Genomic DNA, 22405 nt, shown 5'->3' on the forward strand with positions numbered 1-22405 from the left:
TTAGGCCGGAACGGATTGTTGCGATTGGTTAGGTGTGCCAGTAAACGCTTTGTGAACCTTTTCGGTATCGATACGGTCACCGTCAGCAGAAAATTCGCCGACTAAGGCACCGTTTCGCAGCAAGCCGATTTTATCGGCGACTTGGCATGCCCCATATACATCGTGAGTCACCATTAAAATAGTTTTTCCGCTGTCAGCTAGGCTACGAACAATGTGATGCAATTCATCAATGGCACTGGGATCTAAACCTGATGTGGGTTCATCTAATAGCAGGATGTCGGTGTTGCGCAATATTGCCAATGCAATTGCGACTTTTTGACGCATACCTTTTGAATAATCTCGCAATGGATTTTGTCTCGATTGACTAGCCAGCGACACGCGATCCAGTGCGTTGTCTATATCCTGATGTTTCGCTTCGCTACCGGCTAGTTGCAAAAAGTAGGTTATGTTTTCGTAAGCGTTGAGGTGCTCATACAACGACGCCGATTCCGGTAGATACGCAATGGCTTTGCGTGTGCTCGCTAAATGTGTGTGAACATCTTTCCCATCAACCCGAATATAGCCGCCGCTGGGTTGGATAAAGCCCAGAAAACTTAGCAAGGTGGTCGACTTGCCAGCGCCATTACCTCCCAATAGCGCGTAGACTTGCCCGGCATTGACGGAAAAAGAAATACCGCGCAGGACTTCCTTTCCTGTGCGGGAGACATGTAATGATTCGGTTTGTAGTTTCATGTTTAATAATCGATGCGTTTCAATGTAAGACGACTTAGAATTTAAACGTGGCAGAAACGCGCCCATTGATTGGCGTTCCTGGTTGTACCCACACCGAGGCATAGGAGTTGGTGTAGTACTCCTCATCAAATAGATTGTTAACTTCTACCCGCAGTTCAGCGAAATCTGAGATGGCGTAGTTAGCCGCAACTTGCACAGTGGTGTAGCTAGGTAATCTAAAACGTGGATAGCCAAATTCGCCACTGCGATCATCGACGTACAGCACACCGCCGATAAATGTTAATGGGTTGCCCGCTAGTTCAACTCGTTGAGTCAATTGTAGGCTGGCTTGGTGTTCAGGAATGTTCAGCAGATCAGAGCCTGCGGGAATATCACGGTACGAAATTGCATCCCTGTAATCGTTTTTAGTCTCGGCATCAATAAACGTATACGAAAACCACAAACTCAGGTTGTTGGTTAGGTTACCGGTCAGGTCTAACTCAAGTCCCTGGCTTCCTGCTTCACCGATCGCGGTGGGCTCGTATGCGTCGTCCAGTGTGGCAACGTTAGATTGTTCAACATCGAAAATGGCGAAGGTGCCTTCTAGCGCACCGTCATTGAGCGAAAACTTTAAACCAACTTCGGCAGATTTTGATAGGTTGGGATCCAAACCGTTTTCGTCTGTCGCACCTGACAGCGGACGAAAATTTTCACCGTAAGCCGCGTAAAAGGATAGCGAGTCGGTTGCTTTGTACACTACGCCAAATTGCGGACTCACTTGAGTCTCTGAATAGTTTGATTTTCTCTGTGGATGGTCGGGAGCTCTTTGTCTGTCTATTAGCTCTTGGTCGTAATCGTCGAAGCGTACGCCTAATCGTATATCCAAGTTGTTGGTTAAACTGATTTGGTCTTGTATATAAAACCCAATAGTTTCTTGTGTTTCAACTCTGTTAATTTGTACGCTGGGGTCGAGCGAAGATATTGGGGAGTTACCATAGACTGGATTATAAATATTGATAATTTGAGGAGTATCGCGATCCCGGCGAGCAAGTTGATCATTCTCAAACTCATCAACATCGAGCCCAGCAATAACACGGTGATTAAGGGCTCCTGTATCAAAACTCCCGCTGATTTCAGCGCGGAATACTTGGTAGGTGGCATCATAGTCGCGATAGCGCGTAAAGCGATTGTAATCGCCATTTGGATCTGGAGCTGCAAAGCCATTTTCTGATGCATAGCCTTCAAGCGAAGTATCACGGTAGTTGAAGCCAACTAGGCCCACCCAGTTACCATCAAAATCGTGTTGATATTCTACTTGATGACCAAGTACATCGGTTTCTATTGGCCCATAGCTCGGCTCGCCAAGAAAACGGCTTTCAGGAATAACACCTAATTTATCATCGATAGCAATAACACCACGATCGAATGGGATTTCTTGGTCACTGAATTCCATTTCATAAACCAACTGGCTTTGATCATTAAATCGTACGGCAACCGATGGGCTTAGCCCGTATTTAGTCGTTTCAACGGTATCGCGAAAACTTTCTGCATCTTCGTAAAAGCCGACCAAGCGAAAAGCGACGGCGTCAGAGATAGCGCTATCCCAATCGACATCGCCGCGGTAAGTATCAAAACTACCCGCAGAGACTCTTACTTCTGTGTGGTTCTCAAAGGTTGGGCGCTTAGTGGCAAGATTGATCGTGCCGCCAGGTTCGCCGCGGCCGTACAGCGCTGCGCGAGGACCTTTCAGCACTTCGACCGATTCGATGCCGGAGAGGTCACGTGGCCCGCCAAAACCTCGACCTGCGTTAAACCCATTCACTAGATAATTACTGGGAAGATTTTCGTCGCCGATAAATCCTCGAACCGCAAAGCTGTTCCACAGCCCACCGAAGTTATTTTGGCGAGCGACTGATGATGAAAGATCTAACGCCTGGTTCAGGTCGATGGCTCCTGCATTGCGTAGAATTTCCGAGTCAAGCGTCAGTTCCGATTGAGGTGTTTCTAGTGTGGTGAATTGACCCCGGTACGCTTGTCGTGTGCCCGTGATGACAATGGTTTCTATTTCAGCGCTTTTTGCTTCACTGGTTTGGCTGAACGCAGAATTGAATGGGAATGTGCAGGATAAAAGTACTGCTACGTACAGCACGTTTGTCGACGCGTAGGGGGTTCTCACAGTTGGCTCCTAATAATTGGGTTGGATGCGTTACGGTGTCATTTGCTGCTGATTAGCTGGATAGATCACCATAAAGATACAATATATCATAACTATTATGGCGCACGTTTGTCTATGAGGACTTTGGTGAAGTTAGAGGTTCGCGTAGAAGCTAGGCCTGCAGAGCCGAAAGCTTGCTTGATTGTTTGCGGGGTAAAGTTAGTGTCAGGAGGGTAGGGGAAGAAAAAGTCTTGGGGGTTATCTAACGGCTGAACCGCTCGAGTACCATTTGGTTTACGGGAATGCCCCAGCCGAGGGAATGTTCAAAATGTTCAACGTTAACTGAAAAGTTGCTGTCAAACATTGTGGGGGTTGAGCAGACATCCTCTGCTAATAATAAACTACCAAAAGCACCTTCGTGGTAAATAAGATCGCCTGCGCAGGCCGCAAAAATTTGTCCGGCGTTTGTAATCAACGAGCTTTCCCCGACATTAGCTCCCAGCTGGCAAATAATGCCTGCTTCGCTGGCGATGCGATGAGTTTCTAAAGCAGCCAGCAGGCCACCAATTTTTGAAATTTTGATATTGATAATATCAACCGCCTCGGCGTCGATCAGGGCTTTGGCGTCGGCGACGGAACAAATCGACTCATCAAGGACTAACAGACATTGGCTATCTCGATGTAGCTGCTGGCGATATGTTGTTAGTGCTGCAAGATCTTGTGCTGACACTGCGCCCGTTAAAAACGGTTGTTCTATAGCGTCGATTGAAAATTGGTGTATTACGTCAATGACGTCTCGCATAGCGACTGACTGCCAAGCACCATTCGCATCAAGCCGTATTGTTGCATCGGGGTAAAAGCGTCGAGTGGCTGCTAATTGCTCTTTGACGCGCGCTATATCTTTACCTACTTTTAGCTTGATATCTTTGGGTCTGAGTTGAGCTTGAAGTGAAAATAACCGTTCAAGCTGTTGTGGCGACTCGTCGGAAATTACGGCACTGTATTGTAGGTTTTGTTTTTTTAATTGGCCGGTAAATTTGCAGATGGTATCTCCGGTGGAGCGGCTCCAGGCATCGAGCAGCGCTAACTCTAGCGCAGCCAATGCGCATCGCTCACGAGGAAACGCGCGTTCAAAGGAAGCACAGTGCGCTCGCAAAGCGTCAAAGCTATCGAGGGCTTGGCCTTCAAGCTGGGGACGCCAGGCTAAAAGTGCAGCCGTGCTGGATGCGAGAGTTTCGCCAGAGACGTAATCTCGAGGTAGCGCTTCTCCCCAGCCGACGCAATCAGATTCCCCTGATACATCAATGCGTAGAAATAGAGATTGGGAACCTTTTCGTTCAATCAAAGCGTGTTTGAAGGAAGCGCGCAGCGGTAGGTTAACTTGAAAAATGCTGACGCGCTTAACGAACATATTCTGGTCGCGAGGAGCGCCTCGGGCGCAAACGTCGCCAAGCGAAATGCAGTAAATTCTTGATACTCATGGGGCAAACTAAGAGTAGCCCATCGCCTTCTGCATGTCCGGCGTTACGTTCAGCGTAAAAGCGAATGAATGGATTCGAGAAATCTCGCTCGGTAATGACGACAGATTTATCCGTTAGCAACCGGAATGGCTTGTGCACAGTGCACGTCTCTTCTTGAAAGCTGTCGGTGTAGTATCGTTTTCCAATCGCCAACATCAGTGAGTGTATTGCGGGTGGTGTAGCAAACAATGGGCTTGGATAATATTCTGCGAGGTTGTTTGCCATCACTAGGTATGGCTTGTACGACAGTGCATCCGTCCAAAAGTAGGCTGTTTTAAACGGGTGGCTTACTTTGCTGTGAAGCATTAGCCGAATGACTGTACGTTGTACAAGTAGACGACCGCGGTATTCTGGAAGAATATATACCTGCCCAAAATATAATGTCGGTACGGTCTTCCCTTTATCGAGAGGAAGCTCTTGAAAACGAATGCCGATACAGCCTACTAGGCGCTCTGTTCGTTTATCCCAACATAGTGCTACTTTGTCTAATTGCTGATGGCGTGAGCTGAATTGTTCAAAATCAATAGCGTGCGCATCTTTGTAGAGTTCCCACAACTGCTGGTTGAGTGTTGGGTCAATCTCTGATGTGTTGATGATTTGGATACGCGTTGTCACGACCTATACCTAAAAATTAGCCACGCATACGATTGGTCTGCTGCGATATTTCAGAATGCATGTCGTGCGTTGAAGGTGTGGGCGGCATTGTATCGCAACTGGCGGTAGATCAATATCGTAATCATGCGGTAAGAGAAAATGGGTCGTAGTGCATATGCCGGATGAAATGGTGCGGGAATCTTGGCGGGTTCAGCGCTATTTGATTTCAAGTCGAGGTCGACGCGTGATGCCCAGTTCTTGATAAACGAGACGTAAATAACGCGCGCCTTCTGCAAAAGAGACATTGTGATGAGTATGGCGTGTCACATTAAGTGCGTTGAGGTTTATATATTTTTCGATCTGAATGCCGTGAGATTCCAAACAACGTTTGGCGCAACTCGTATCGCACCCCTCTATGACGTAAACAGGCCTATCAGTTTTTGCTTTATCGATAACTGATTCAATGCTCGCCCCTATACTTGAAAGGCTTAGCATTTCTACATAACCCAAATTATGTAAGGTAATGGCAATATCGTTGCTCACTTGCGCCAAATCCGATGGCCCGCTGCATGCGAACATAATCGGTAGTACGCCTCGTTTTTTAAAAGGAATAACTTTCGACATGGAGCTGACCGTCACTGAGTAGATGTGATCTGCCATTTTGACGGAACGGGTTATTTTTGAATTGATGTAGATCAGCCCGACGCAGTATCTGTCTGTCCTGTTTTGGGCAGTTTGTCGCAGAAATTATTGTTTTGAGCCAACTTGGTACCGAGCATAAAAAAAGCCCATCAAGATGATGGGCACTAAAAGCTAGATTTGAGAAGTGAAGTCACGAGTATGAACGATTCATCCTCGAGGGGGGAGTTGAGCGATTAGGCTTTAAACGTCGAAGCCTGACCACCCAAATTCAAGTCTTCGTAGGCAACCCAGCCTAACAAAGTAAAATAAAGTGCAAATGCTGTAGCGACTAACATGGTAAATCCCTCCTGTGCTGCTGTCGTTTCGTCTTGCTTGAGTGTAAATATAGGGGTTGGTGTGATATGTTTCAAATGGTAGAAAATCATCTTAACAGTGAATAAAATTCATATCATGGCGGTGTTGGTACGCTGTTTGACTTACCGATTCAGGTGAGCGTTTTTAGCCCCTCAAAACAAGACTTCCTTACGGTGTGATGTTTTAACTAAGAGCCGGTTTCAGTGTGTACTCAAAGGCAAGAGAGAGCTGATATAAAATAATGGGCAAAAAAAAGCCCGACGGGGAGTCGGGCAAATGAAGCTAGAAGTGATAAAACAAAGAGGAGATTGACTGACTCATTCTCACGGGGGTTTGCTTGGGCTTAAGCCTTGAGTGAAAACTCGCTTGAACCCATGCGTAAATCTTCCCAAGCGACTACCGCTAATAGAACTGCGTAAACGCTAAAGGTAATTAAGCTAAACATGATACTTACTCCGCCCTGAGGGCAAATGGTGTTGCTGTTCAATTGCTAGTAAAGATACGCTCCGGGGTGATATGTTTCAAATGGTAGAAAGTCATCTTAACAATGAAACAGATTCATACCATGACGTGGCTGGTTATTGTGACACGAGAATTTTCATAAATTGTCTCTACCCCCATTGCTTTAATCGGCTGTAGCGCTGCTTGGCGGCCGTGCGAGAGGGTTTTTACTGAGTTTTGATAGTCTTTTTGTGGCATCACTGTAAAATAATCATGACTTCAATTCATATATTAGATGCCAATGGATTTACGACAGTTAGCCCGTATAGATCTCAATTTATTGGTTGCACTCCAGGTTTTAATTGAAGAGTGTAATGTCTCCAAGGCAGCCGATAGGTTGTTTATCACTCAGTCCGCGATGAGTAAAACGCTCGGCCGCTTGCGTGACTTATTCGGTGATCCTCTGTTTACTCGCAGTAGTCATGGCATGGTGCCAACGCCTCGTGCAGCGGAGATACAAAACGAGCTGACCGCTATCTTGCAGAGTGTGCAGGGGTTGGTTGTCGAACAACAATTTGATCCTTGGACCTACAGCGGTGAGATCAAAGTCGCGATTCCGGAATACGTTGGTATGGTGGTGTTGCCAACGTTGATTGAAGAGCTGCAACACGAAGCGCCCAACATCAAAATTGTCTCGATCACTCGTATCGAGCATCAATTGGAGCGCCTGGCGGTTGGCGATTTAGACATCGCCATTCATGTAAAACATTCTCAGTATCCCTCCGATTTTACGCTTGATCCTATCGCAAGCCTGCCACCGGTATTGCTGGTGCGGCAGGCGCACCCATTGCGAGCAGCGAAAAAAGAAATTAGTCACTGGCAGGAGCTACTGGACATCGTGCAGCGCTATCCCCAGGTCGGCTTGTATGTCCCCGATCTTGATGAGTTAGAAATGGGACAGCTGGGGCGACCACAGCAAGCGCAAGTCGTGTTTGAAACGTCACACATGTTTTCTGCTATCGAAGTCGTTAGGCGAACTAATTGCGTTTTGTTTGGGCCGCCGTTTATCACTCGTCATCCGGCACTGGGTGTCGGTTTGGCAGCCATAAAGCTCCCAGTACAAGAAGAAAGTTATATCCATTATGTGATGGTGACTCATCGGCGTGTTGAGTCGTCTGCGCCTCACCAATATATCAGACAAAAAATACTGTCTATTGTGCGTCGGCTGGAGCAGCAGGAGCAAAGTGGAGACCCCTATAGCGATTATCGGACAGACCGCCAGATTGGATTCTATGGCAGAGGGCGGCGGAGAGATTCGAATACCGATTGATACACGGTGTAGGGAGAAGCGTTAACAGGGCAAGGCTATTTGAATACGTGCGCCACCATCGGGTGATGAGGCTATATCAAGGCTGCCGCCGTAGCTACTGATGATATCAACACAAACGGATAAGCCAATGCCTTGACCTGTAGTGGCAGTATCTGCTCGTGCTCCGCGTTGCAAAATTGCGTGCTGTTGTGTTTGAGATATTCCGTTACCGTTATCATCGATATACACGGTTAGCATGGATTGCTCTTGTTCTGCGTGGATTGATATTTTTGTGGCGCCATATTTAAATGCGTTCTCAAGCACATTCCCTAATACTTCAAATATATCTCGCTCGTCGCACTGCCAGCCCATTTCAGGTGTCAGTAACATTTCAATGTTGGCGTCTCTGTCTCGGTAAACCTTCTTTAATGAGTCGATAATACGAGCGGCGATGGGCGCTATAATCGTAGTTCGTTGTGAAAGTGACTGTTGAGCGCTCGTCGCGCGCTTGAGTTGATGACCGACAATTTGGTTCATTCTATCGAGTTGTTCGCGTAGCGTGTTCGTGGAGTCAGTCTGTAGCGCTTCGTTCTCATCGAGAATGGTATTTTGCATAACGGCGAGAGGAGTTTTCAAACTGTGGGCAAGGTCTGCGAGGGTGTTGCTGTAACGCTGACGCTGTTGTTGTTCGCTTTGTAACAGGTTATTGAGGTTTTCTGTTAACGGGCCAATTTCTCTTGGGTACTGCCCCTGTAGCTTTGATTTCTCGCCAGTCTTTATCGAATCTATATCACGCGTTATGGCACGTAGTGGGGCCATGCCAATGCGCAATATAATGAGCTGGGCGACTAGCAAACTGATCGTTAAAAATAACAGCCATTGCCAGAGTTGTTTTCGATAGCTTGAGAGTGCGGCGATGTATTCATTTTGTGAGTGGGCGACAATAAATCGTAAAGGTAATGTTGAGTCTTCCTGATCACCTATTTCCCATTCAATATCGCGCAAGGAAAAAAATAACGCTTCGTCTTGGACGATTTTCTCTGAAAAATACGAAAGGCCCGGTGTTATTTCAGTCTCAGAAAAGGTTGAGCTGTTGATTGTGCCGAGTAGGTTCGAGGAGGTAGATCGCCAAATTACTTGATTGTTTTGATCCAGGATGAATCCGTATAAGCCAGAGTTTTGTTGGCCAAAGCGTGGTTCGGTTAATTGATCTGGCATCCATAGGTTGCCTTCAATAATTTCAGCTGCGGCAAGTATTAGGTAAAAGTGGCTGGTAAGTCGCTCCTCTTCACTGGCGCGCTGACTTTTTTTAAACGCGCTCTCCAGTGCAAAACCCGCAATGCCCAACAGTACAGGTAGTAGCAGTAAAGACGTTAACAGGAGTCTGGCTCGTAGCGATAAGGTCATTGGTCGGCGGGTTGGGTGAGTGTAAATCGATAACCTTGGCCTCGCACCGTGGCGATAGGTTTTCGTATGCCGTTTGGATCGAGCTTTTTGCGCAATCTGCCTACAAATACTTCAATAACATTGCTATCTCGGTCGTAGTCTTGATCGTACAAGTGTTCGGTGAGCTCGCTTTTAGAGACTACTTTTCCCGCATTATGAATCAAATATTCTAGCGTGTTGTACTCATAGCTGGTGAGTTCAAGTGGGGTGTCGTTTACGCAGACCAGCTTGGCCGATGTATCTACACTAATATCGTCGAAACGAAATACTGGTGTGGCTTGTCCGGCTGAGCGGCGCAATAGCGCATTCAATCGAGCTTTCAATTCCTCTGGGTGAATCGGCTTGACGAGGTAATCATCTGCACCAGCTTCTAACCCTTCGACCTTGTCCTGCCAGGCATCGCGTGCGGTAAGTATTAAAATAGGGTAATTATAATTCTCGTTGCGTAGCTGTTTAATGAGGCTTACACCATCCAGTTTTGGTAAGCCGAGATCGATAATGGCTAAGTCGTACTCATATTCGCTGCCATAGTAGAGCCCTTCACTGCCATCACTGGCGGTATCTACGGTGTACTTTGCGTCGCGCAGCGTTTCAGCAAGTTGTTGCTGTAAGGTTGGTTCATCTTCAACGATTAAAATTCGCATACTGTTGTTCTTTAGAGCCGAAATGAATGTAAGCGTTTATCGCCCGTTTACGGTAACCGTTTTTACTCTTCCATCCTTGAGTAACAATTTTACCTTGTATTGAACTCCGCGATTAGTTTCAACTCTGCTGACTTTGACAACCTTGCCGCCATGGCGAGCCTGTGCGATTTTAGCAGCGTCCGCAGCGTTGGACGCAGCCTGACGTTTTGGTGTCAGAAAACCTGCCTTTTGGATCACGGTTTGTCGATTTTCGTAAGTAGTGATCACTGCGCTGGCCGGCACGCACAAACTCATTGTCGCGAGGGTGAACGCGAAAGCTAGGGCATATCGTTGAATGTGTGCGAAAGGTTTTGTTGCTAATCGTTGAGTCATATTCGGTGCCGGTTTAGTGCTAAGTCTTCGTTGGGAGCCGAGGTGCGGTACCTCGCTGTTTGGATAGCGTGGCTCATTTTGGATGTTAATGGCGTCATGTTTAAGTGTAGCCGGCTGTACATGTCTTGCGAAAGTACTCAGGGCACTTCCGTGTGCCTAGAGTATATCCATCATGTGGGGTATCGCTACAAAGGTTGTCTCAGTAGGTGCTGCTACGGTAATGCTTGCCGTGATAGTGCTTGGTTTTATGATGCTTCCCTTTGTGATGTTTACGGTTGGTCAGCTCGCAGTCTACTTCGATTCTTTTTCCAGGGTGATGCGAGGTGCGAGTGAAATAGCTATGCCCTCGGTATTTATAATGTACGTCGTACGCGATGATCTCTTTATGGCGGACTTCATGATATTGAGTTTCACAGCGTTGAATATCCTCAGTGATCGTGCCATGACGAGACTTGCGAGCAATGTCCTTTCCGATGGTCGCACCAATGACTGCGCCGGCAATAGTGCCGACACGCGTATGGTGGTCGTTGTGACCCACATCTCGGCCGATATGGTTGCCAATTGCGGCACCAATAACGCCTGCAACTAATGGCGCTGCATCACGAGAGTGTCGTGGTCGAGAGACGGTTTCTGTCCAACAGGTTTCTTTAGGGATTGTTTCAGTGACAAATTGGTACACTGGCTCCGCTGACACTACTCTCGCGTAACGGGGGTGGGGGTTATGCTCGTAATGGTGGCGGTGGTTGTGGTGTTCGTTGTGGTGCTTGTTTCCCGCGATGCTTGCTACACTCGTCGTGCTTAACGCGGTGACGAGTGCTGCGGATAACGCCAATCGTGTTGTAATACTAGTGCCTGTTTTCATAGTGATTCCCATTCTGCTAGTGTGGAAAATGTTGCCTTGTCGATATCTGTGTCTGACTATGGATACAGGTTACGGCGCGAACCCTGAATGAATCCTGAAGAATTAAACCGATAGAGAGTGTGTATGTGTCTAATCTTGATAACTCTAGTGGCGCAGCAGCGGATATCACGCTGCCATTATTTCCGCTTAAGGTGTTTTTGTTTCAGGGGATACCCTTAAAACTGCAGATCTTTGAGCGCCGCTATCTAGATATGGTTAGTCGCCAACTAAAAGCCAATGAGGGCTTTGGTATTGTGCCAATTGCCAAGGGGGAAGAGGTTGGGCGACCACCGGAGATCTATCCACTCGGCGTTGAAGTCATCGTGACGGACTGGGATCAGCGGCCCAATGGCTTGCTTCAGTTAGACGTAATGGGGCGGCGCCGTTTTGAGGTGCTGGATAGCGAGACTCAAGATGATGGACTGATGGTGGGGCGTATTGGCTATTTATCTCGCGATGAGCAAATTCCACTTGATGAAGAATATCAAGGTTTGGTGGATTTGGTTGAAACCTTAAAAGAGCACCCCCACAACGAAAGCCTCGGTTTGCCAGGGGTTGCCACAACGGCAGATTTGGCAAACCAGTTAGCCTATTTGCTGCCGTTATCGGAGGCTGAGAAGCGGCGTACGTTTTTATGCAACGACGTCGGCTTGAGGCTCGAATACTTGGCCGGGCTAGTCGCAGAGCTTTCCAAAAGTTAGCCGATATCTTGGTAATTTCGGGTAATTCTTGATAAGTGCGTGTGCGGGTCACGCGTTTTCTTGGTAAAGGCGATATAATGCCGGGCATTGAGTAGCACACTAGGTACTTTTTGTGTGTAACCCTGACCCTTTTGAATTGAAAGAAAAGAATATTTGCTAATGAGTGATACCAAGTCGTACATGCAGGCATTAGGTAAACAGGCGCGCGAAGCCGCTCGCCTTGTTGCTGCTGCTAGCACTGGCCAAAAAAATCTTGCGTTAACTGCCGCGGCAGACGCGTTGGAAAAATCTCGCGCGGATATTTTGAGCGCGAACCAAAAAGATATGGCGGCCGGTAAAGATAAAGGTCTCGATGCGGCCATGCTTGACCGCCTCGAGTTAACGCCAGCGCGAATCGATGGCATGATCGCAGGCTTGCAGCAGGTGGCTGGTCTGAATGATCCCTGTGGTGAAGTGACAGGTCTAACCTACCGCCCGAGTGGTATCCAAGTAGGTAAGATGCGCGTGCCACTTGGCGTTATTGGTATCATTTATGAGTCTCGCCCTAATGTCACTATCGATGCCGCCTCGTTATGTTTGAAATCCGGCAATGCCACGATTTTGCGTGGCGGCAGCGAAGCACTTCATTCGAACCAGGCCATTGCGGAGTGTATTGCTGAGGGCTTGAGGGTCGCGGGTTTACCAGAAAGCGTGGTGCAAGTGGTCAATACGACTGATCGCGAAGCAGTGGGTGAGCTGATTACGATGCAAGATTATGTCGATGTCATCGTACCCCGTGGTGGTAAAGGCTTGATCGAGCGAATTGCCAATAATGCGACAGTGCCTGTGATCAAGCATTTGGATGGTATCTGTCATGTTTATATCGATGACGATGCCGACATGGATAAAGCCTTTAATGTCGCGCTTAATGCAAAAACTCGCCGTTACGGCATTTGTGGTGCCATGGAAACCTTGCTTGTTTCAGCCAAGGCAGCACCCCATGTTTTGCCCCGTTTGGCGGAAGCTTATGCCGAAAAAGGTGTTGAGTTGCGTGGCTGCGAGAAAACGCTGAGCCTGATTTCTGGAGCGGCCGCCGCGACTGAAGAGGACTGGGCTACCGAATACCTGGCACCGATCTTATCAATCCGTATCGTTGACGATGTCGACCAGGCTATGGAGCATATTGCTACTTATGGTTCTGGCCATACTGATTCCATCATTACTGAAAACTTAACGACCTCTCGACGTTTTGTCGCGCAGGTGGATTCCAGCTCTGTAATGGTCAACGCGTCTACCCAATTCGCCGATGGCTTTGAGTATGGCCTTGGTGCCGAGATTGGAATCTCTACGAACAAGCTCCACGCTCGCGGCCCTGTCGGTCTGGAAGGGCTAACAACACAAAAATGGGTCGTCTATGGTGATGGGCATATTCGCCCTTAAGATGGTCAAACGTGTTTTCGCTGTGCGGCACCTCACTACGGTGCCGTGCGGATTTGTCTCCTCTAGGTTAACTACCGTGTTTACGTTCTTCCGCTTTTCATGTGCGCAGATGCTCTCTTACTGTCAGGTGGTGTCCGAGTGAAGCGCGTCGCAATGTTTGGTGGCACATTCGATCCTGTGCATCGTGGACATATTCAAATGGCCACTGAGTTAAAGGCGTATTTTCGGCTTGATGAAATGCGCTTAGTGCCCTGCCACATCCCTCCGCATCGGCCGCAGCCAATCGCGAACGTCAATCAGCGCTTAGAGATGCTGCGTCTGGCCGTCGAGGATCATCCGGACCTCACGATAGATACCGTGGAGCTGGATAGCCCGGACACCTCGTATTCTCTCAACACATTGAAGGTGTTGCGCGAGGAGTTAGGCAATGATGTATCGTTAAGCATCGGTATGGGGATGGACTCCTTAGCGAGTTTGGCCTCATGGCATCGCTGGCGAGAGCTGCTCAACTTTGGTCACATCGTTGTTGCCGCGCGCCCTGGTTATCAGCTGCCTGAATCCGGCGAGCTTATTGATTTTATAGAGGCACACCGCGGAGAGGCTATCGATGTGCAACAGCAGGCAAAAGGGAAGGTCGTCTTGGCTGAGCTGAGTCTAGTCAATATCTCCTCCACCGTGGTGCGTGAAGCCCTACTGCAAAATGAAAATGTCTCTAGTTTACTGCCTCAAAAGGTAAGTGAATATTTACACACTAATGCGATATACACCCCCAACTCACTCCAGAAAACACAAAAGGTAAGCTTTAATGGCTGAGCAGTTTAACGAAGTAATCATCCAGGCTCTTGAAGACCTCAAAGGCAAAGACATTGTCTCAATTGATGTCAGTGAACTCAGCGATGTCATGGACACGTTGATTATTGTCAGTGGTACATCTAGCCGTCATGTAAAGTCATTGGTCGACAACGTAATAGATGAGATGAAGCAGATTGGTGAGAGGCCTCTGGGCATGGAAGGTAAAGAAGGCGGTGAGTGGGTGCTCGTTGATTATGGGGTGACGGTGGTTCATGCAATGTTGCCGCAAACGCGTGAATTTTATGAGTTGGAAAAACTCTGGTCACTCGAGCCAGAAAATCGCACGCAACAAACTGATACTGAATAACCTAGCGTCTCGCATAAAAAATCATGAAGATTACGGTGTTGGCCATCGGCACAAAAATGCCGGGTTGGGTGCAAGAGGGTAGTGGTGAATATCTCAAGCGTCTGCCACGAGATTGCATGCTTGAGTTTCGTGAATTGCCGCTAACTAATCGCGGTAAAAATACTAATACGGCTCAAGCTATCGAAAAAGAATCGCAGCAGTTACTCGATGCGATCGATGATAGAGCGTGGGTTATCGCGTTAGATTCTCGTGGCAAGCAGTGGAGTACTGAGCAGCTTTCCGGTCAAATGGAAAACTGGCGAATGGACGGCAAATCAGTTGTGTTATTGATTGGTGGGCCAGACGGTTTGTCTCAAGCCTGCTTAACGCGCGCAAATCAGGTGTGGTCGCTGTCTGCGTTAACCTTGCCTCATCCTCTCGTGAGAGTGTTATTGGCGGAACAAATTTATCGAGCGTGGACGATTTTAAATAATCACCCGTACCACAAATAAATAAACATCGGGTGTTTTGCGAAAAGTATCCAAAAAAAACATAATTTGCCAGCTAAATGCCTGAATTTATGGGTGTTTTTGCTGTCCTATCTGTTCTAGACTAGATTGATAATTAAACAGCTACCGATTACGACAGTATGTCCGATCATCTCCATCTAAAAGATCACAGTCGCGAAGCGCGGATATTTTTCCATCGTGCTGTGGTGATGGGGTTGTTGGTGGTTTCACTTGCGGGTGTCTTGATCTATCGGTACTACAACTTGCAGGTTGTCCAGCATGAGGATTATGTTACCGAATCCGACCGCAACCGCATTCACGTTAAGCCTATCCCTCCTACTCGAGGTCTCATTTTTGATCGCAACGGTGTCTTGCTGGCCGACAACCGTCCCAGCTTCACGTTGTCATTAATCAAAGAGCGAATAAAAGATTTGCCTGAAACCTTGGCAATTATTAGTGACTTGATTGATGTTTCCGAGAGTGATTTAGAAAAATTTGAGAAGAATCTTTCCCAGTACCGACGACCATTTGAGGCCGTACCACTGCGTTACCAGCTCACCGAAATTGAAATGGCTAAATTGGCTGCCAATGAATATCGCTTAGAGGGTGTTGAAGTGGAGGCCCAGTTGGTACGTTATTATCCTTTGGGTGAACTGTTTGCTCATTCGGTTGGGTATGTTGGTCGTATCAATGATCGTGAAGTAGCAAGTTTTGATGAAGAACAAAAGCAGCGTTACAGCGGCACTTACTCAATTGGCAAAATTGGTTTAGAGAAGCAATATGAGTCACGATTGCTGGGTGAGGTGGGGTACCAGCATGTCGAGACCAATGCGCGGGGGCGTGTTCTAAAAGAATTGGAGCGTGAAGATCCACAGCCCGGCGAAGATTTGCATTTATTTATTGATGCAGACGTGCAAAAAGCGGCAGTCGATGCGCTGGCAGGTTATCGGGGAGCAGTGGTCGCAGTCGATGTTCGAAATGGTGGCGTTATCGCTATGGCATCGACGCCGAGTTTTGATCCCAATCTATTTGTGACGGGCATTAGCTTCAAAGATTATGCGGCGCTGCGAGAATCTAAAGACATTCCATTGTTCGATCGAACTATTCAAGGTCAGTATCCGCCAGGCTCTACCCTAAAACCGATGATAGGCCTAGGTGGCTTGCACACCGGGATTATCTCTTCGAAATATACCATCAATGATATTGGCTATTTTCAGCTGCCCGGAGAAGAACGACGCTACCGCGACCACATCAGCTGGGGGCACGGTAAAAATGTTGATTTAGAAACAGCGATAATAGAGTCGTGCAACACTTATTACTACGATCTTGCAAATCGCATGACCATTGATCGTATTCACGAGTTCGGGAGTCACTTCGGATTGGGGTATCGAACCGGTATTGATATTCCTAACGAAAAAACCGGAGCATGGCCGTCACGGCAGTGGAAGCGTGAGCGAATAGGTGTCAGTTGGTATCCGGGCGACAGTTTAAATGTTGGAGTGGGGCAGGGTTATGTGTTGGCAACGCCACTGCAGTTGTCGGTGATGGTCGCGACCATGGCATCGCGCGGAACCCGCTTTACGCCTCAGCTGGTGGACGAACAATGGGACCCGTTGAACGAAGGCGACTCACTGGCTCAAACCGACCCGGTGAGTCAACTCAATGTCAGCGACACGCACTGGGATTATGTGCAACTTGCTATGGAAAAAGTGATACACAGCCCTAAGGGAACGGCGCGGCGCATTAGTAAAGACATCGGGTACCGTATGGCTGGCAAAACAGGTACCGCACAAGTTATTAGTATTGCCCAAGATGAAAAGTACGATGAAGAAAATGTGGCCGAACGTCAGCGTGATCAGGCATTGTTTGTAGGCTATGCGCCAGCGGACGAGCCGCAAATTGCCATTGCGGTTGTGCTGGAAAACAGTGGCCACGGCGGCGAAAAATCTGCACCAATTGCACGTATCGTGCTCGATGAATATTTCGCGAGTGAAGCGCGGCGAAACGTCAAACATATCTCGGGGACGCCATAGTGGCCACGCAAGATTTTATTCGTCGTATGCCGGAAGCGAGTTACCACTTGCGACGCAGGAGCAGTTTGTCTCAGCGTTTGGGTATTGATGTTCCTTTACTGCTTCTGTTGTTAACACTCACCGCCTATGGGCTAACGGTGCTAATCAGCGCTAGCGATGACTCGCCAAGTTACATCAAGCGTCAGGTTACTTTTTTTGTTCTCGCATACGGCGTCATGTTTGCCATCGCTCAAGTTAAGTTGCACAGCTTGATGCGTTGGGCTCCTGTAATGTGGGGGCTTGGCGTGGCATTGTTGGTGGCTGTGATCTTTTTTGGGGTGGGTGCGAAAGGTGCGCAACGGTGGTTAAGCGTAGGAGGCTTTCGATTTCAGCCTTCAGAAATTATGAAAGTGATTTTGCCAATCACTATTGCTGCCTATTTCGCTCAGCGCTCACTGCCGCCAGGGATTAAGCATATATTTTGGAGTTTGGTATTGGTATTGGTGCCGACATTACTCATTTTGAAACAGCCAGATCTTGGAACCTCGCTGCTAATTGCCTCTTCAGGGTTGGTTGTTTTGTTTTTTGCGGGTATTCGCTGGAGGCTAATCTTTGGTGCTCTGGCTTTGTTGCTCGCTAGTATTTGGCCAATGTGGCACTTCGTTTTATTGGATTATCAAAAGCAACGGGTCCTCACATTATTCAGCCCGGAAAGTGATAAACTTGGCGCCGGCTGGAATATCATTCAATCTAAAACGGCCATTGGTTCTGGTGGGGTTCACGGGAAAGGGTGGCTGCAAGGCACACAATCGCATTTAGATTTTCTGCCGGAAAGTCATACCGATTTTATCATTGCGGTTCTTGCAGAAGAGTTTGGTTTAATGGGCGTGTTGCTGTTGATGGCCATTTACCTGTTAATTTTCTTGCGGGGAATGTATATCGCCATGAGCGCGCAAGATACGTTTAGTCGATTGTTGGCGGGTAGTATTACAGTGACATTTTTTGTCTATGTCTTTGTCAATATGGGAATGGTTGCAGGTTTACTGCCCGTTGTGGGGGTGCCTTTACCGCTCGTTAGCCACGGTGGTACTTCTTTGTTAACACTCATGATGGGGTTTGGTCTACTGATGGCTGTGAGTACTGAGCCGAAACGCGTCACGATGTAAGAAATTTAAGGGAATGTAGTATGGGGATCTTCAACAAAAAAATCGTTGCAAACGCTATGGCGCTGGCTAGTGTGTCACTGAGCGCGTTGGTTGCGGCTGATTATTCTCAGCATAATGAAATTAACAGCTTTATCGCAGAGATGACATCAGAGCATCAATTTGTTGAAGAGGATTTGCGCCAACTGTTTACGCAGGTTGAGAAAAAACAGTCTATTTTAGATGCTATTGCGCGTCCGGCAGAAAAAACACTGACCTGGGGAGAGTATCGAGACATATTCATTGAAGAACGGCGCATAAATAATGGTGTGAAGTTTTGGCAAAAACATGCGGGTACGTTAGCGCGTGCCGAACAAGAGCTGGGTGTGGCACCTCAAGTCGTCGTGGCGATACTGGGCGTGGAGACTCGTTATGGCACATATACCGGGAACTACCGTGTAATCGATGCGTTATCGACGCTGGGCTTTGATTACCCCCCGCGGTCTAAGTTCTTCCGTAAAGAGTTGGTAAACTTTATGTTGTTGAGCCGCGAGCAACAGCAAAGTCCATTAGAGCTGACGGGCTCCTATGCAGGTGCTATGGGCTATGGGCAATTCATGCCGTCGAGTTATCGCGCCTACGCCGTCGATTTTGATGCTGATGGCTTCACCGACATTTGGAACAATCCCGTTGATGCTATTGGTAGCGTTGCCAATTATTTTAAACGTCATGGCTGGCGAGCAGGTCAGCCCGTTGCGTCACGCGTGAAAGTGTCAGCGGCTTTCGATCAAAGTGCACTCACAAAGAAACTATCACTAACCCATAGCGTTACAGAGCTAGAGTCTCTTGGTTATACCGCTGTAAACCAAGTTGACGGAGAACTCGACGCGTTGGTTATGAAGCATCAGGGCGAGGCGGGGACCGAGTTTTGGATGGGGTTTAAGAATTTTGAAGTGATTACACGTTACAATCGTAGTCAATTGTATGCACTAGCGGTTTATCAATTGAGTGAAGAATTGCGTAAGCGATATGACAGTGCGAGTTCGTCTGCCTTAACACTTGACCTCACCGCGACCCAGGAGATGACGAAGTAATAATGAAAAATCATTTGCCCTTTCGATTTCTTCAAGCATCGCCGTTGCCGTTAATACGGCTAATCCTCGTCGCTGGTTTTTCTCTATTCGCCTTGACGGGTTGTATTAGTCTTGGCAAACAAGACATAAAAGATTCCGGTCCTCCCAAGCCTGTTGATGTGGCGCATGTTCCTGATGCTGTACCCAGAGTAGAGCCGCGTACCAGCGCAGGGAATAAAAGCCCGTACACAGTACTTGGGAAAACTTATAGCGTATTACCGGAGTCTCATGGCTTTACGCAGCGAGGCTATGCCTCCTGGTATGGGCGTAAGTTTCATGGCCGACGCACCTCCAATGGCGAGGTATATAACATGTACGGTATGACCGCAGCGCACAAAAATTTACCGATTCCAACATTTGTCACTGTGCGTAACATTGAAAACGGTAAGGAAGTGATTGTGCGAGTTAATGATCGAGGGCCTTTTCATGGTGATCGCATCATTGACTTAACTTATGCCGCGGCGAAGAAGTTGGGGTTTGTCGATAAAGGTACAGCAATGGTGGAAATTGCTGCGATCGATCCGGTAGCGTTTCATGCTGAGCGCAATGCCAGAGAAACCCAAAGCCAACAGGCTTCGCAAAGCTCTGCCCCCGTAGTCGGCACATTCGAACGTCGCAAAGTAACTAGTGAGTCAACGTTTGAAAATGCTGAGGGCGATTTGGTAGCGAATGCACCGGATAATTCGGCGGGTTATTCGCTAGCTGAGCCAACCTATTTACAGGCCGGTGCGTTTAGTGACCCCAGTGCGGCGAATAACCTACAGCAAAAAATTAGGGCGCTCACCCAGTACCCAGTTTTTGTTGAAGAGACTATCAGCGCCGCAAAACGCTTGTTTAGGGTAAGAATCGGCCCAATAGCCGATAACTTCGAGTTGGTTAGTTTGCAGTCTTTAATAGAACAGCAAAGGCTAGGTAAGCCTCATGTTGTTCGATAAATAGTAATAAACATTTTGATATTTATTAGGCTAAGGGAGTCAGTTTTGTTGGTAAAACGTTTGAGTGCAGTTTTGGGGTTTGTGGGCATTTGTTTGTTGTCGAGTATTGCGAGTGCCAAGCCTGTTATTATTCCATCGCCTCCGCAATTAGCGTCAACGGGATACATATTGCTGGATGCCAATACGGGTAAAGTATTGGTTGAGCACAATGCAGATGAACAATTGCCACCTGCAAGCCTGACAAAAATGATGACCAGCTACATTGTGTCGGGTGAGATTGCTAGCGGTAATCTTGCGCTAGATGACATGGTCAATATCAGTGTTAAAGCGTGGCAAATGGGTGGCTCAAAAATGTTCATCCGCGAAGGTACTCAGGTGCCGGTTGAAGATTTGTTGCGTGGGGTGATTATTCAATCCGGTAACGACGCTAGCGTTGCATTGGCTGAGCATGTGGCAGGTAGTGAAGATGCCTTTGCTGATATCATGAATCAGCAAGCCACACTGTTAGGAATGAATAGTACGCATTACAAGAATGCGACGGGCTGGCCCGCTGAAGGTCACGTCACTACTGCAAGAGATCTATCCTTGTTGGCCCGCGCACTCATTAACGACTACCCATCTCATTATGAAATGTATTCGGAAAAATACTTCAAATACAATGGTATTAATCAGCCAAACCGTAACAAGTTATTGTTTCGAGACCCTAGTGTAGATGGTTTGAAAACAGGACATACCGAAGCCGCTGGTTACTGTTTAGTAAGTTCAGCACTGAAAGATAATATGCGCTTGATTGCGGTAGTGATGGGCACCAAATCTGAAGAAGCGCGCGCTTCAGAGTCGCAAAAGCTCTTGGCTTATGGCTTTCGCTATTTTCAAACGCACCAGCTATACGGCGTAGACAATGTATTGCACACGGTTGATGTGTGGAAAGGCAAGTCAGACTCTCTAGAGTTAGGTGTGGCGAAACCAATCGCTGTCACTATTCCGCGCGGCGCGGAAGATAGTTTAAGTGCTGAGATGCACCTCGATACAGTGATCGAAGCACCCATTAAGGCGGGTCAAGAAATTGGTTCGGTGACTGTAGCGCTTGAAGGCGAGCAAATTCTCGATTTACCCTTAGTGGCTAAACAAGCGATAGAGGAGGCGGGCTTCTTTGCGCGCTTGTGGGATAGCTTAAAGCTGTTCTTCATGGGCTTATTTGGTATGTTGTAAGTGACCCTCGGACCCGCAGAGCGGGTCCAATGATTGCCTGTCTTGAGATTGCTTAGCTCGCCCTCATTAATACGGCCATGCTGTTGAGACGTTGTCGAATCTTCGCGACGGGCTTAACATGTTATCAATCCGCTAACTCCGACCTAGTCCTGTATGACTCAAGAAGAACCACCAAAAATTGAATTTCCTTGCGCCGACTACCCGATAAAAATCATGGGGGAGGCGCATGATAGCCTCCACAGTGTTGTAACCACCCTTGTGGATACCCATGCCCCAGGCTTTGATCAAACCAAGATAACCGTGCGCGATAGTCGCAATGGCCGTTACCAATCCATTACCGTGTTTATTACGGCAACCGGTGAAGACCAGTTGAAAGCACTACACCGAGATTTGATGGCCAGTGACCTGATTAAGATGGTTCTCTAATGCCCCAGCCAGTTCTGGTGCGCTCTCTCGGTGTGCAAGACTATCAGCTCACGTGGGAGCAGATGCGCCGGTTTACAGACTCTCGCACGCCGGATACTCAAGATGAGCTTTGGTTGGTGCAGCATCCGCCGGTTTTTACCCTTGGGCAAGCGGGCCGCCAAGAGCACGTGTTGGCACCTGGCGACATTCCAGTTGTTCAGTGTGATCGCGGCGGGCAGGTGACCTATCACGGCCCGGGGCAATTGATTGCATACCCATTGTTGAACCTACCCCGATTGAAAGTCGGGGTCCGCGAGTTAGTGGAAAAGATCGAACAGGTGCTGATCAATACCGTAAAAGACTATGGTATTGAGGCAGAACGAATGGCTGGTGCGCCCGGTGTCTATGTAAAAGGTGCTAAAATTGCCGCCCTTGGTTTGAGAGTGCGCCGAGGATGCAGCTTCCATGGTTTGAGCCTCAATGTAGCGATGGATTTGGAGCCTTTTCAGCGCATTAATCCTTGTGGTTACGCGGGCATGGCGGTCACACAAATGTCTGACTTGAGCTCAGATGACGGCCTATCATTGGATGATGTTAGCCGGGCACTGGTTAGGCATTGCGCCGACATCTTAGACCTATCCCCGCGCTGGGCTGAAGCCCCTGATTGGATACAAACCGATAAAACTGGCTAAACAGCCGTTGACGATAAA

22 protein-coding genes are annotated in these 22405 nt (G+C 47.9%); 13 read left to right on the plus strand and 9 right to left on the minus strand.

All coding sequences use genetic code 11. The annotated features are described in order from the left end of the window. The 5 genes from ACZ5NB_RS02380 to ACZ5NB_RS02400 all read right to left on the minus strand — a co-directional run bounded on the left by ACZ5NB_RS02380 (nucleotide 1) and on the right by ACZ5NB_RS02400 (nucleotide 5604). Entirely contained in the window at nucleotides 1-732 is a 732-nt protein-coding gene (locus ACZ5NB_RS02380; protein WP_460231251.1) for an ABC transporter ATP-binding protein, read from the minus strand. Between the two features lie 34 nt (nucleotides 733-766). Continuing rightward, complete coding sequence (locus tag ACZ5NB_RS02385; protein ID WP_460231252.1) at nucleotides 767-2887, minus strand: TonB-dependent siderophore receptor; 2121 nt, start codon at nucleotides 2885-2887, stop codon at nucleotides 767-769. 241 nt (nucleotides 2888-3128) lie between these two features. Beyond that, on the minus strand, nucleotides 3129-4277 hold the full coding sequence (locus tag ACZ5NB_RS02390; RefSeq protein WP_460231253.1) for an enolase C-terminal domain-like protein: 1149 nt from the start codon (nucleotides 4275-4277) through the stop codon (nucleotides 3129-3131). Further along, a complete protein-coding gene (locus ACZ5NB_RS02395) occupies nucleotides 4267-5001 on the minus strand; it encodes a hypothetical protein (protein ID WP_460231254.1) in 735 nt (244 codons plus the stop codon). Before ACZ5NB_RS02395 ends, ACZ5NB_RS02390 begins: the two co-directional genes overlap by 11 nt. A 195-nt stretch (nucleotides 5002-5196) precedes the next feature. After that, complete coding sequence (locus ACZ5NB_RS02400) at nucleotides 5197-5604, minus strand: putative zinc-binding protein (protein WP_460231255.1); 408 nt, start codon at nucleotides 5602-5604, stop codon at nucleotides 5197-5199. Between the two features lie 1114 nt (nucleotides 5605-6718). On the opposite strand from ACZ5NB_RS02400, the gene ACZ5NB_RS02405 reads away from it, so the two are divergent. Then, nucleotides 6719-7747 carry a LysR family transcriptional regulator gene (locus tag ACZ5NB_RS02405; RefSeq protein ID WP_460231256.1) on the plus strand — a complete coding sequence of 343 codons (1029 nt, stop codon included), beginning with the start codon at nucleotides 6719-6721 and terminating at the stop codon, nucleotides 7745-7747. 21 nt (nucleotides 7748-7768) lie between these two features. Here ACZ5NB_RS02405 and ACZ5NB_RS02410 read toward each other — a convergent pair whose 3' ends face one another. From ACZ5NB_RS02410 to ACZ5NB_RS02425, 4 genes are all read right to left on the minus strand, one after another. After that, the gene (locus ACZ5NB_RS02410) at nucleotides 7769-9133 is read right to left on the minus strand and encodes an ATP-binding protein (protein ID WP_460231257.1); all 1365 of its coding nucleotides are present in this window, start codon (nucleotides 9131-9133) and stop codon (nucleotides 7769-7771) included. Next, nucleotides 9130-9816 (minus strand): response regulator, encoded by a 687-nt coding sequence (locus tag ACZ5NB_RS02415; RefSeq protein WP_460231258.1) that lies wholly within the window; start codon nucleotides 9814-9816, stop codon nucleotides 9130-9132. Before ACZ5NB_RS02415 ends, ACZ5NB_RS02410 begins: the two co-directional genes overlap by 4 nt. A gap of 36 nt (nucleotides 9817-9852) precedes the next feature. Beyond that, the gene (locus ACZ5NB_RS02420) at nucleotides 9853-10188 is read right to left on the minus strand and encodes a PepSY domain-containing protein (protein ID WP_460231259.1); all 336 of its coding nucleotides are present in this window, start codon (nucleotides 10186-10188) and stop codon (nucleotides 9853-9855) included. A 199-nt stretch (nucleotides 10189-10387) separates the two neighbouring features. Further along, nucleotides 10388-11050, minus strand: a complete 663-nt coding sequence (locus ACZ5NB_RS02425; protein ID WP_460231260.1) for a glycine zipper 2TM domain-containing protein — start codon at nucleotides 11048-11050, stop codon at nucleotides 10388-10390. Between the two features lie 125 nt (nucleotides 11051-11175). On the opposite strand from ACZ5NB_RS02425, the gene ACZ5NB_RS02430 reads away from it, so the two are divergent. The 12 genes from ACZ5NB_RS02430 to lipB all read left to right on the plus strand — a co-directional run bounded on the left by ACZ5NB_RS02430 (nucleotide 11176) and on the right by lipB (nucleotide 22387). Then, nucleotides 11176-11790 carry an LON peptidase substrate-binding domain-containing protein gene (locus ACZ5NB_RS02430; RefSeq protein WP_460231261.1) on the plus strand — a complete coding sequence of 205 codons (615 nt, stop codon included), beginning with the start codon at nucleotides 11176-11178 and terminating at the stop codon, nucleotides 11788-11790. Between the two features lie 159 nt (nucleotides 11791-11949). Then, entirely contained in the window at nucleotides 11950-13209 is a 1260-nt protein-coding gene (locus ACZ5NB_RS02435) for a glutamate-5-semialdehyde dehydrogenase (protein WP_460231262.1), read from the plus strand. Between the two features lie 138 nt (nucleotides 13210-13347). Then, complete coding sequence (nadD, locus tag ACZ5NB_RS02440; RefSeq protein WP_460231263.1) at nucleotides 13348-14022, plus strand: nicotinate-nucleotide adenylyltransferase; 675 nt, start codon at nucleotides 13348-13350, stop codon at nucleotides 14020-14022. Beyond that, nucleotides 14015-14368 (plus strand): ribosome silencing factor, encoded by a 354-nt coding sequence (gene rsfS / locus ACZ5NB_RS02445; RefSeq protein WP_460231264.1) that lies wholly within the window; start codon nucleotides 14015-14017, stop codon nucleotides 14366-14368. Before nadD ends, rsfS begins: the two co-directional genes overlap by 8 nt. A 23-nt stretch (nucleotides 14369-14391) precedes the next feature. Next, a complete protein-coding gene (gene rlmH, locus ACZ5NB_RS02450) occupies nucleotides 14392-14859 on the plus strand; it encodes a 23S rRNA (pseudouridine(1915)-N(3))-methyltransferase RlmH (RefSeq protein ID WP_460231265.1) in 468 nt (155 codons plus the stop codon). 137 nt (nucleotides 14860-14996) lie between these two features. After that, nucleotides 14997-16889 carry a penicillin-binding protein 2 gene (gene mrdA / locus ACZ5NB_RS02455; protein WP_460231266.1) on the plus strand — a complete coding sequence of 631 codons (1893 nt, stop codon included), beginning with the start codon at nucleotides 14997-14999 and terminating at the stop codon, nucleotides 16887-16889. Further along, nucleotides 16886-18034, plus strand: a complete 1149-nt coding sequence (gene rodA, locus ACZ5NB_RS02460; protein WP_460232082.1) for a rod shape-determining protein RodA — start codon at nucleotides 16886-16888, stop codon at nucleotides 18032-18034. The genes mrdA and rodA overlap by 4 nt, the downstream gene beginning before the upstream one ends. Before the next feature lie 20 nt (nucleotides 18035-18054). Then, nucleotides 18055-19104 carry a lytic murein transglycosylase B gene (mltB, locus tag ACZ5NB_RS02465; protein ID WP_460231267.1) on the plus strand — a complete coding sequence of 350 codons (1050 nt, stop codon included), beginning with the start codon at nucleotides 18055-18057 and terminating at the stop codon, nucleotides 19102-19104. Between the two features lie 2 nt (nucleotides 19105-19106). Continuing rightward, nucleotides 19107-20078, plus strand: a complete 972-nt coding sequence (locus tag ACZ5NB_RS02470) for a septal ring lytic transglycosylase RlpA family protein (RefSeq protein ID WP_460231268.1) — start codon at nucleotides 19107-19109, stop codon at nucleotides 20076-20078. A 60-nt stretch (nucleotides 20079-20138) separates the two neighbouring features. Then, nucleotides 20139-21290: a D-alanyl-D-alanine carboxypeptidase family protein gene (locus tag ACZ5NB_RS02475; protein ID WP_460231269.1), complete on the plus strand. Its 1152-nt coding sequence runs from the start codon at nucleotides 20139-20141 to the stop codon at nucleotides 21288-21290. 153 nt (nucleotides 21291-21443) lie between these two features. Then, nucleotides 21444-21716, plus strand: a complete 273-nt coding sequence (locus tag ACZ5NB_RS02480) for a YbeD family protein (protein WP_460231270.1) — start codon at nucleotides 21444-21446, stop codon at nucleotides 21714-21716. Continuing rightward, nucleotides 21716-22387: a lipoyl(octanoyl) transferase LipB gene (gene lipB, locus ACZ5NB_RS02485; RefSeq protein WP_460231271.1), complete on the plus strand. Its 672-nt coding sequence runs from the start codon at nucleotides 21716-21718 to the stop codon at nucleotides 22385-22387. Before ACZ5NB_RS02480 ends, lipB begins: the two co-directional genes overlap by 1 nt. Nucleotides 22388-22405: the final 18 nt, after the last annotated feature.

Source organism: Aurantivibrio plasticivorans, from assembly GCF_055392955.1.

Excerpts from the sequence above, each read along its gene's own strand:
- mltB (WP_460231267.1), top strand. The coding sequence starts at position 18,055 with ATGGGGATCTTCAACAAAAAAATCGTTGCAAACGCTATGGCGCTGGCT.
- ACZ5NB_RS02435 (WP_460231262.1), top strand. The coding sequence starts at position 11,950 with ATGAGTGATACCAAGTCGTACATGCAGGCATTAGGTAAACAGGCGCGC.
- ACZ5NB_RS02470 (WP_460231268.1), top strand. The coding sequence starts at position 19,107 with ATGAAAAATCATTTGCCCTTTCGATTTCTTCAAGCATCGCCGTTGCCG.
- ACZ5NB_RS02390 (WP_460231253.1), bottom strand. The coding sequence starts at position 4,277 with ATGTTCGTTAAGCGCGTCAGCATTTTTCAAGTTAACCTACCGCTGCGC.
- ACZ5NB_RS02415 (WP_460231258.1), bottom strand. The coding sequence starts at position 9,816 with ATGCGAATTTTAATCGTTGAAGATGAACCAACCTTACAGCAACAACTT.
- rsfS (WP_460231264.1), top strand. The coding sequence starts at position 14,015 with ATGGCTGAGCAGTTTAACGAAGTAATCATCCAGGCTCTTGAAGACCTC.
- ACZ5NB_RS02420 (WP_460231259.1), bottom strand. The coding sequence starts at position 10,188 with ATGACTCAACGATTAGCAACAAAACCTTTCGCACACATTCAACGATAT.
- rlmH (WP_460231265.1), top strand. The coding sequence starts at position 14,392 with ATGAAGATTACGGTGTTGGCCATCGGCACAAAAATGCCGGGTTGGGTG.
- lipB (WP_460231271.1), top strand. The coding sequence starts at position 21,716 with ATGCCCCAGCCAGTTCTGGTGCGCTCTCTCGGTGTGCAAGACTATCAG.
- ACZ5NB_RS02405 (WP_460231256.1), top strand. The coding sequence starts at position 6,719 with ATGGATTTACGACAGTTAGCCCGTATAGATCTCAATTTATTGGTTGCA.
- ACZ5NB_RS02380 (WP_460231251.1), bottom strand. The coding sequence starts at position 732 with ATGAAACTACAAACCGAATCATTACATGTCTCCCGCACAGGAAAGGAA.
- ACZ5NB_RS02480 (WP_460231270.1), top strand. The coding sequence starts at position 21,444 with ATGACTCAAGAAGAACCACCAAAAATTGAATTTCCTTGCGCCGACTAC.
- ACZ5NB_RS02400 (WP_460231255.1), bottom strand. The coding sequence starts at position 5,604 with ATGTCGAAAGTTATTCCTTTTAAAAAACGAGGCGTACTACCGATTATG.
- ACZ5NB_RS02425 (WP_460231260.1), bottom strand. The coding sequence starts at position 11,050 with ATGAAAACAGGCACTAGTATTACAACACGATTGGCGTTATCCGCAGCA.
- mrdA (WP_460231266.1), top strand. The coding sequence starts at position 14,997 with ATGTCCGATCATCTCCATCTAAAAGATCACAGTCGCGAAGCGCGGATA.
- ACZ5NB_RS02410 (WP_460231257.1), bottom strand. The coding sequence starts at position 9,133 with ATGACCTTATCGCTACGAGCCAGACTCCTGTTAACGTCTTTACTGCTA.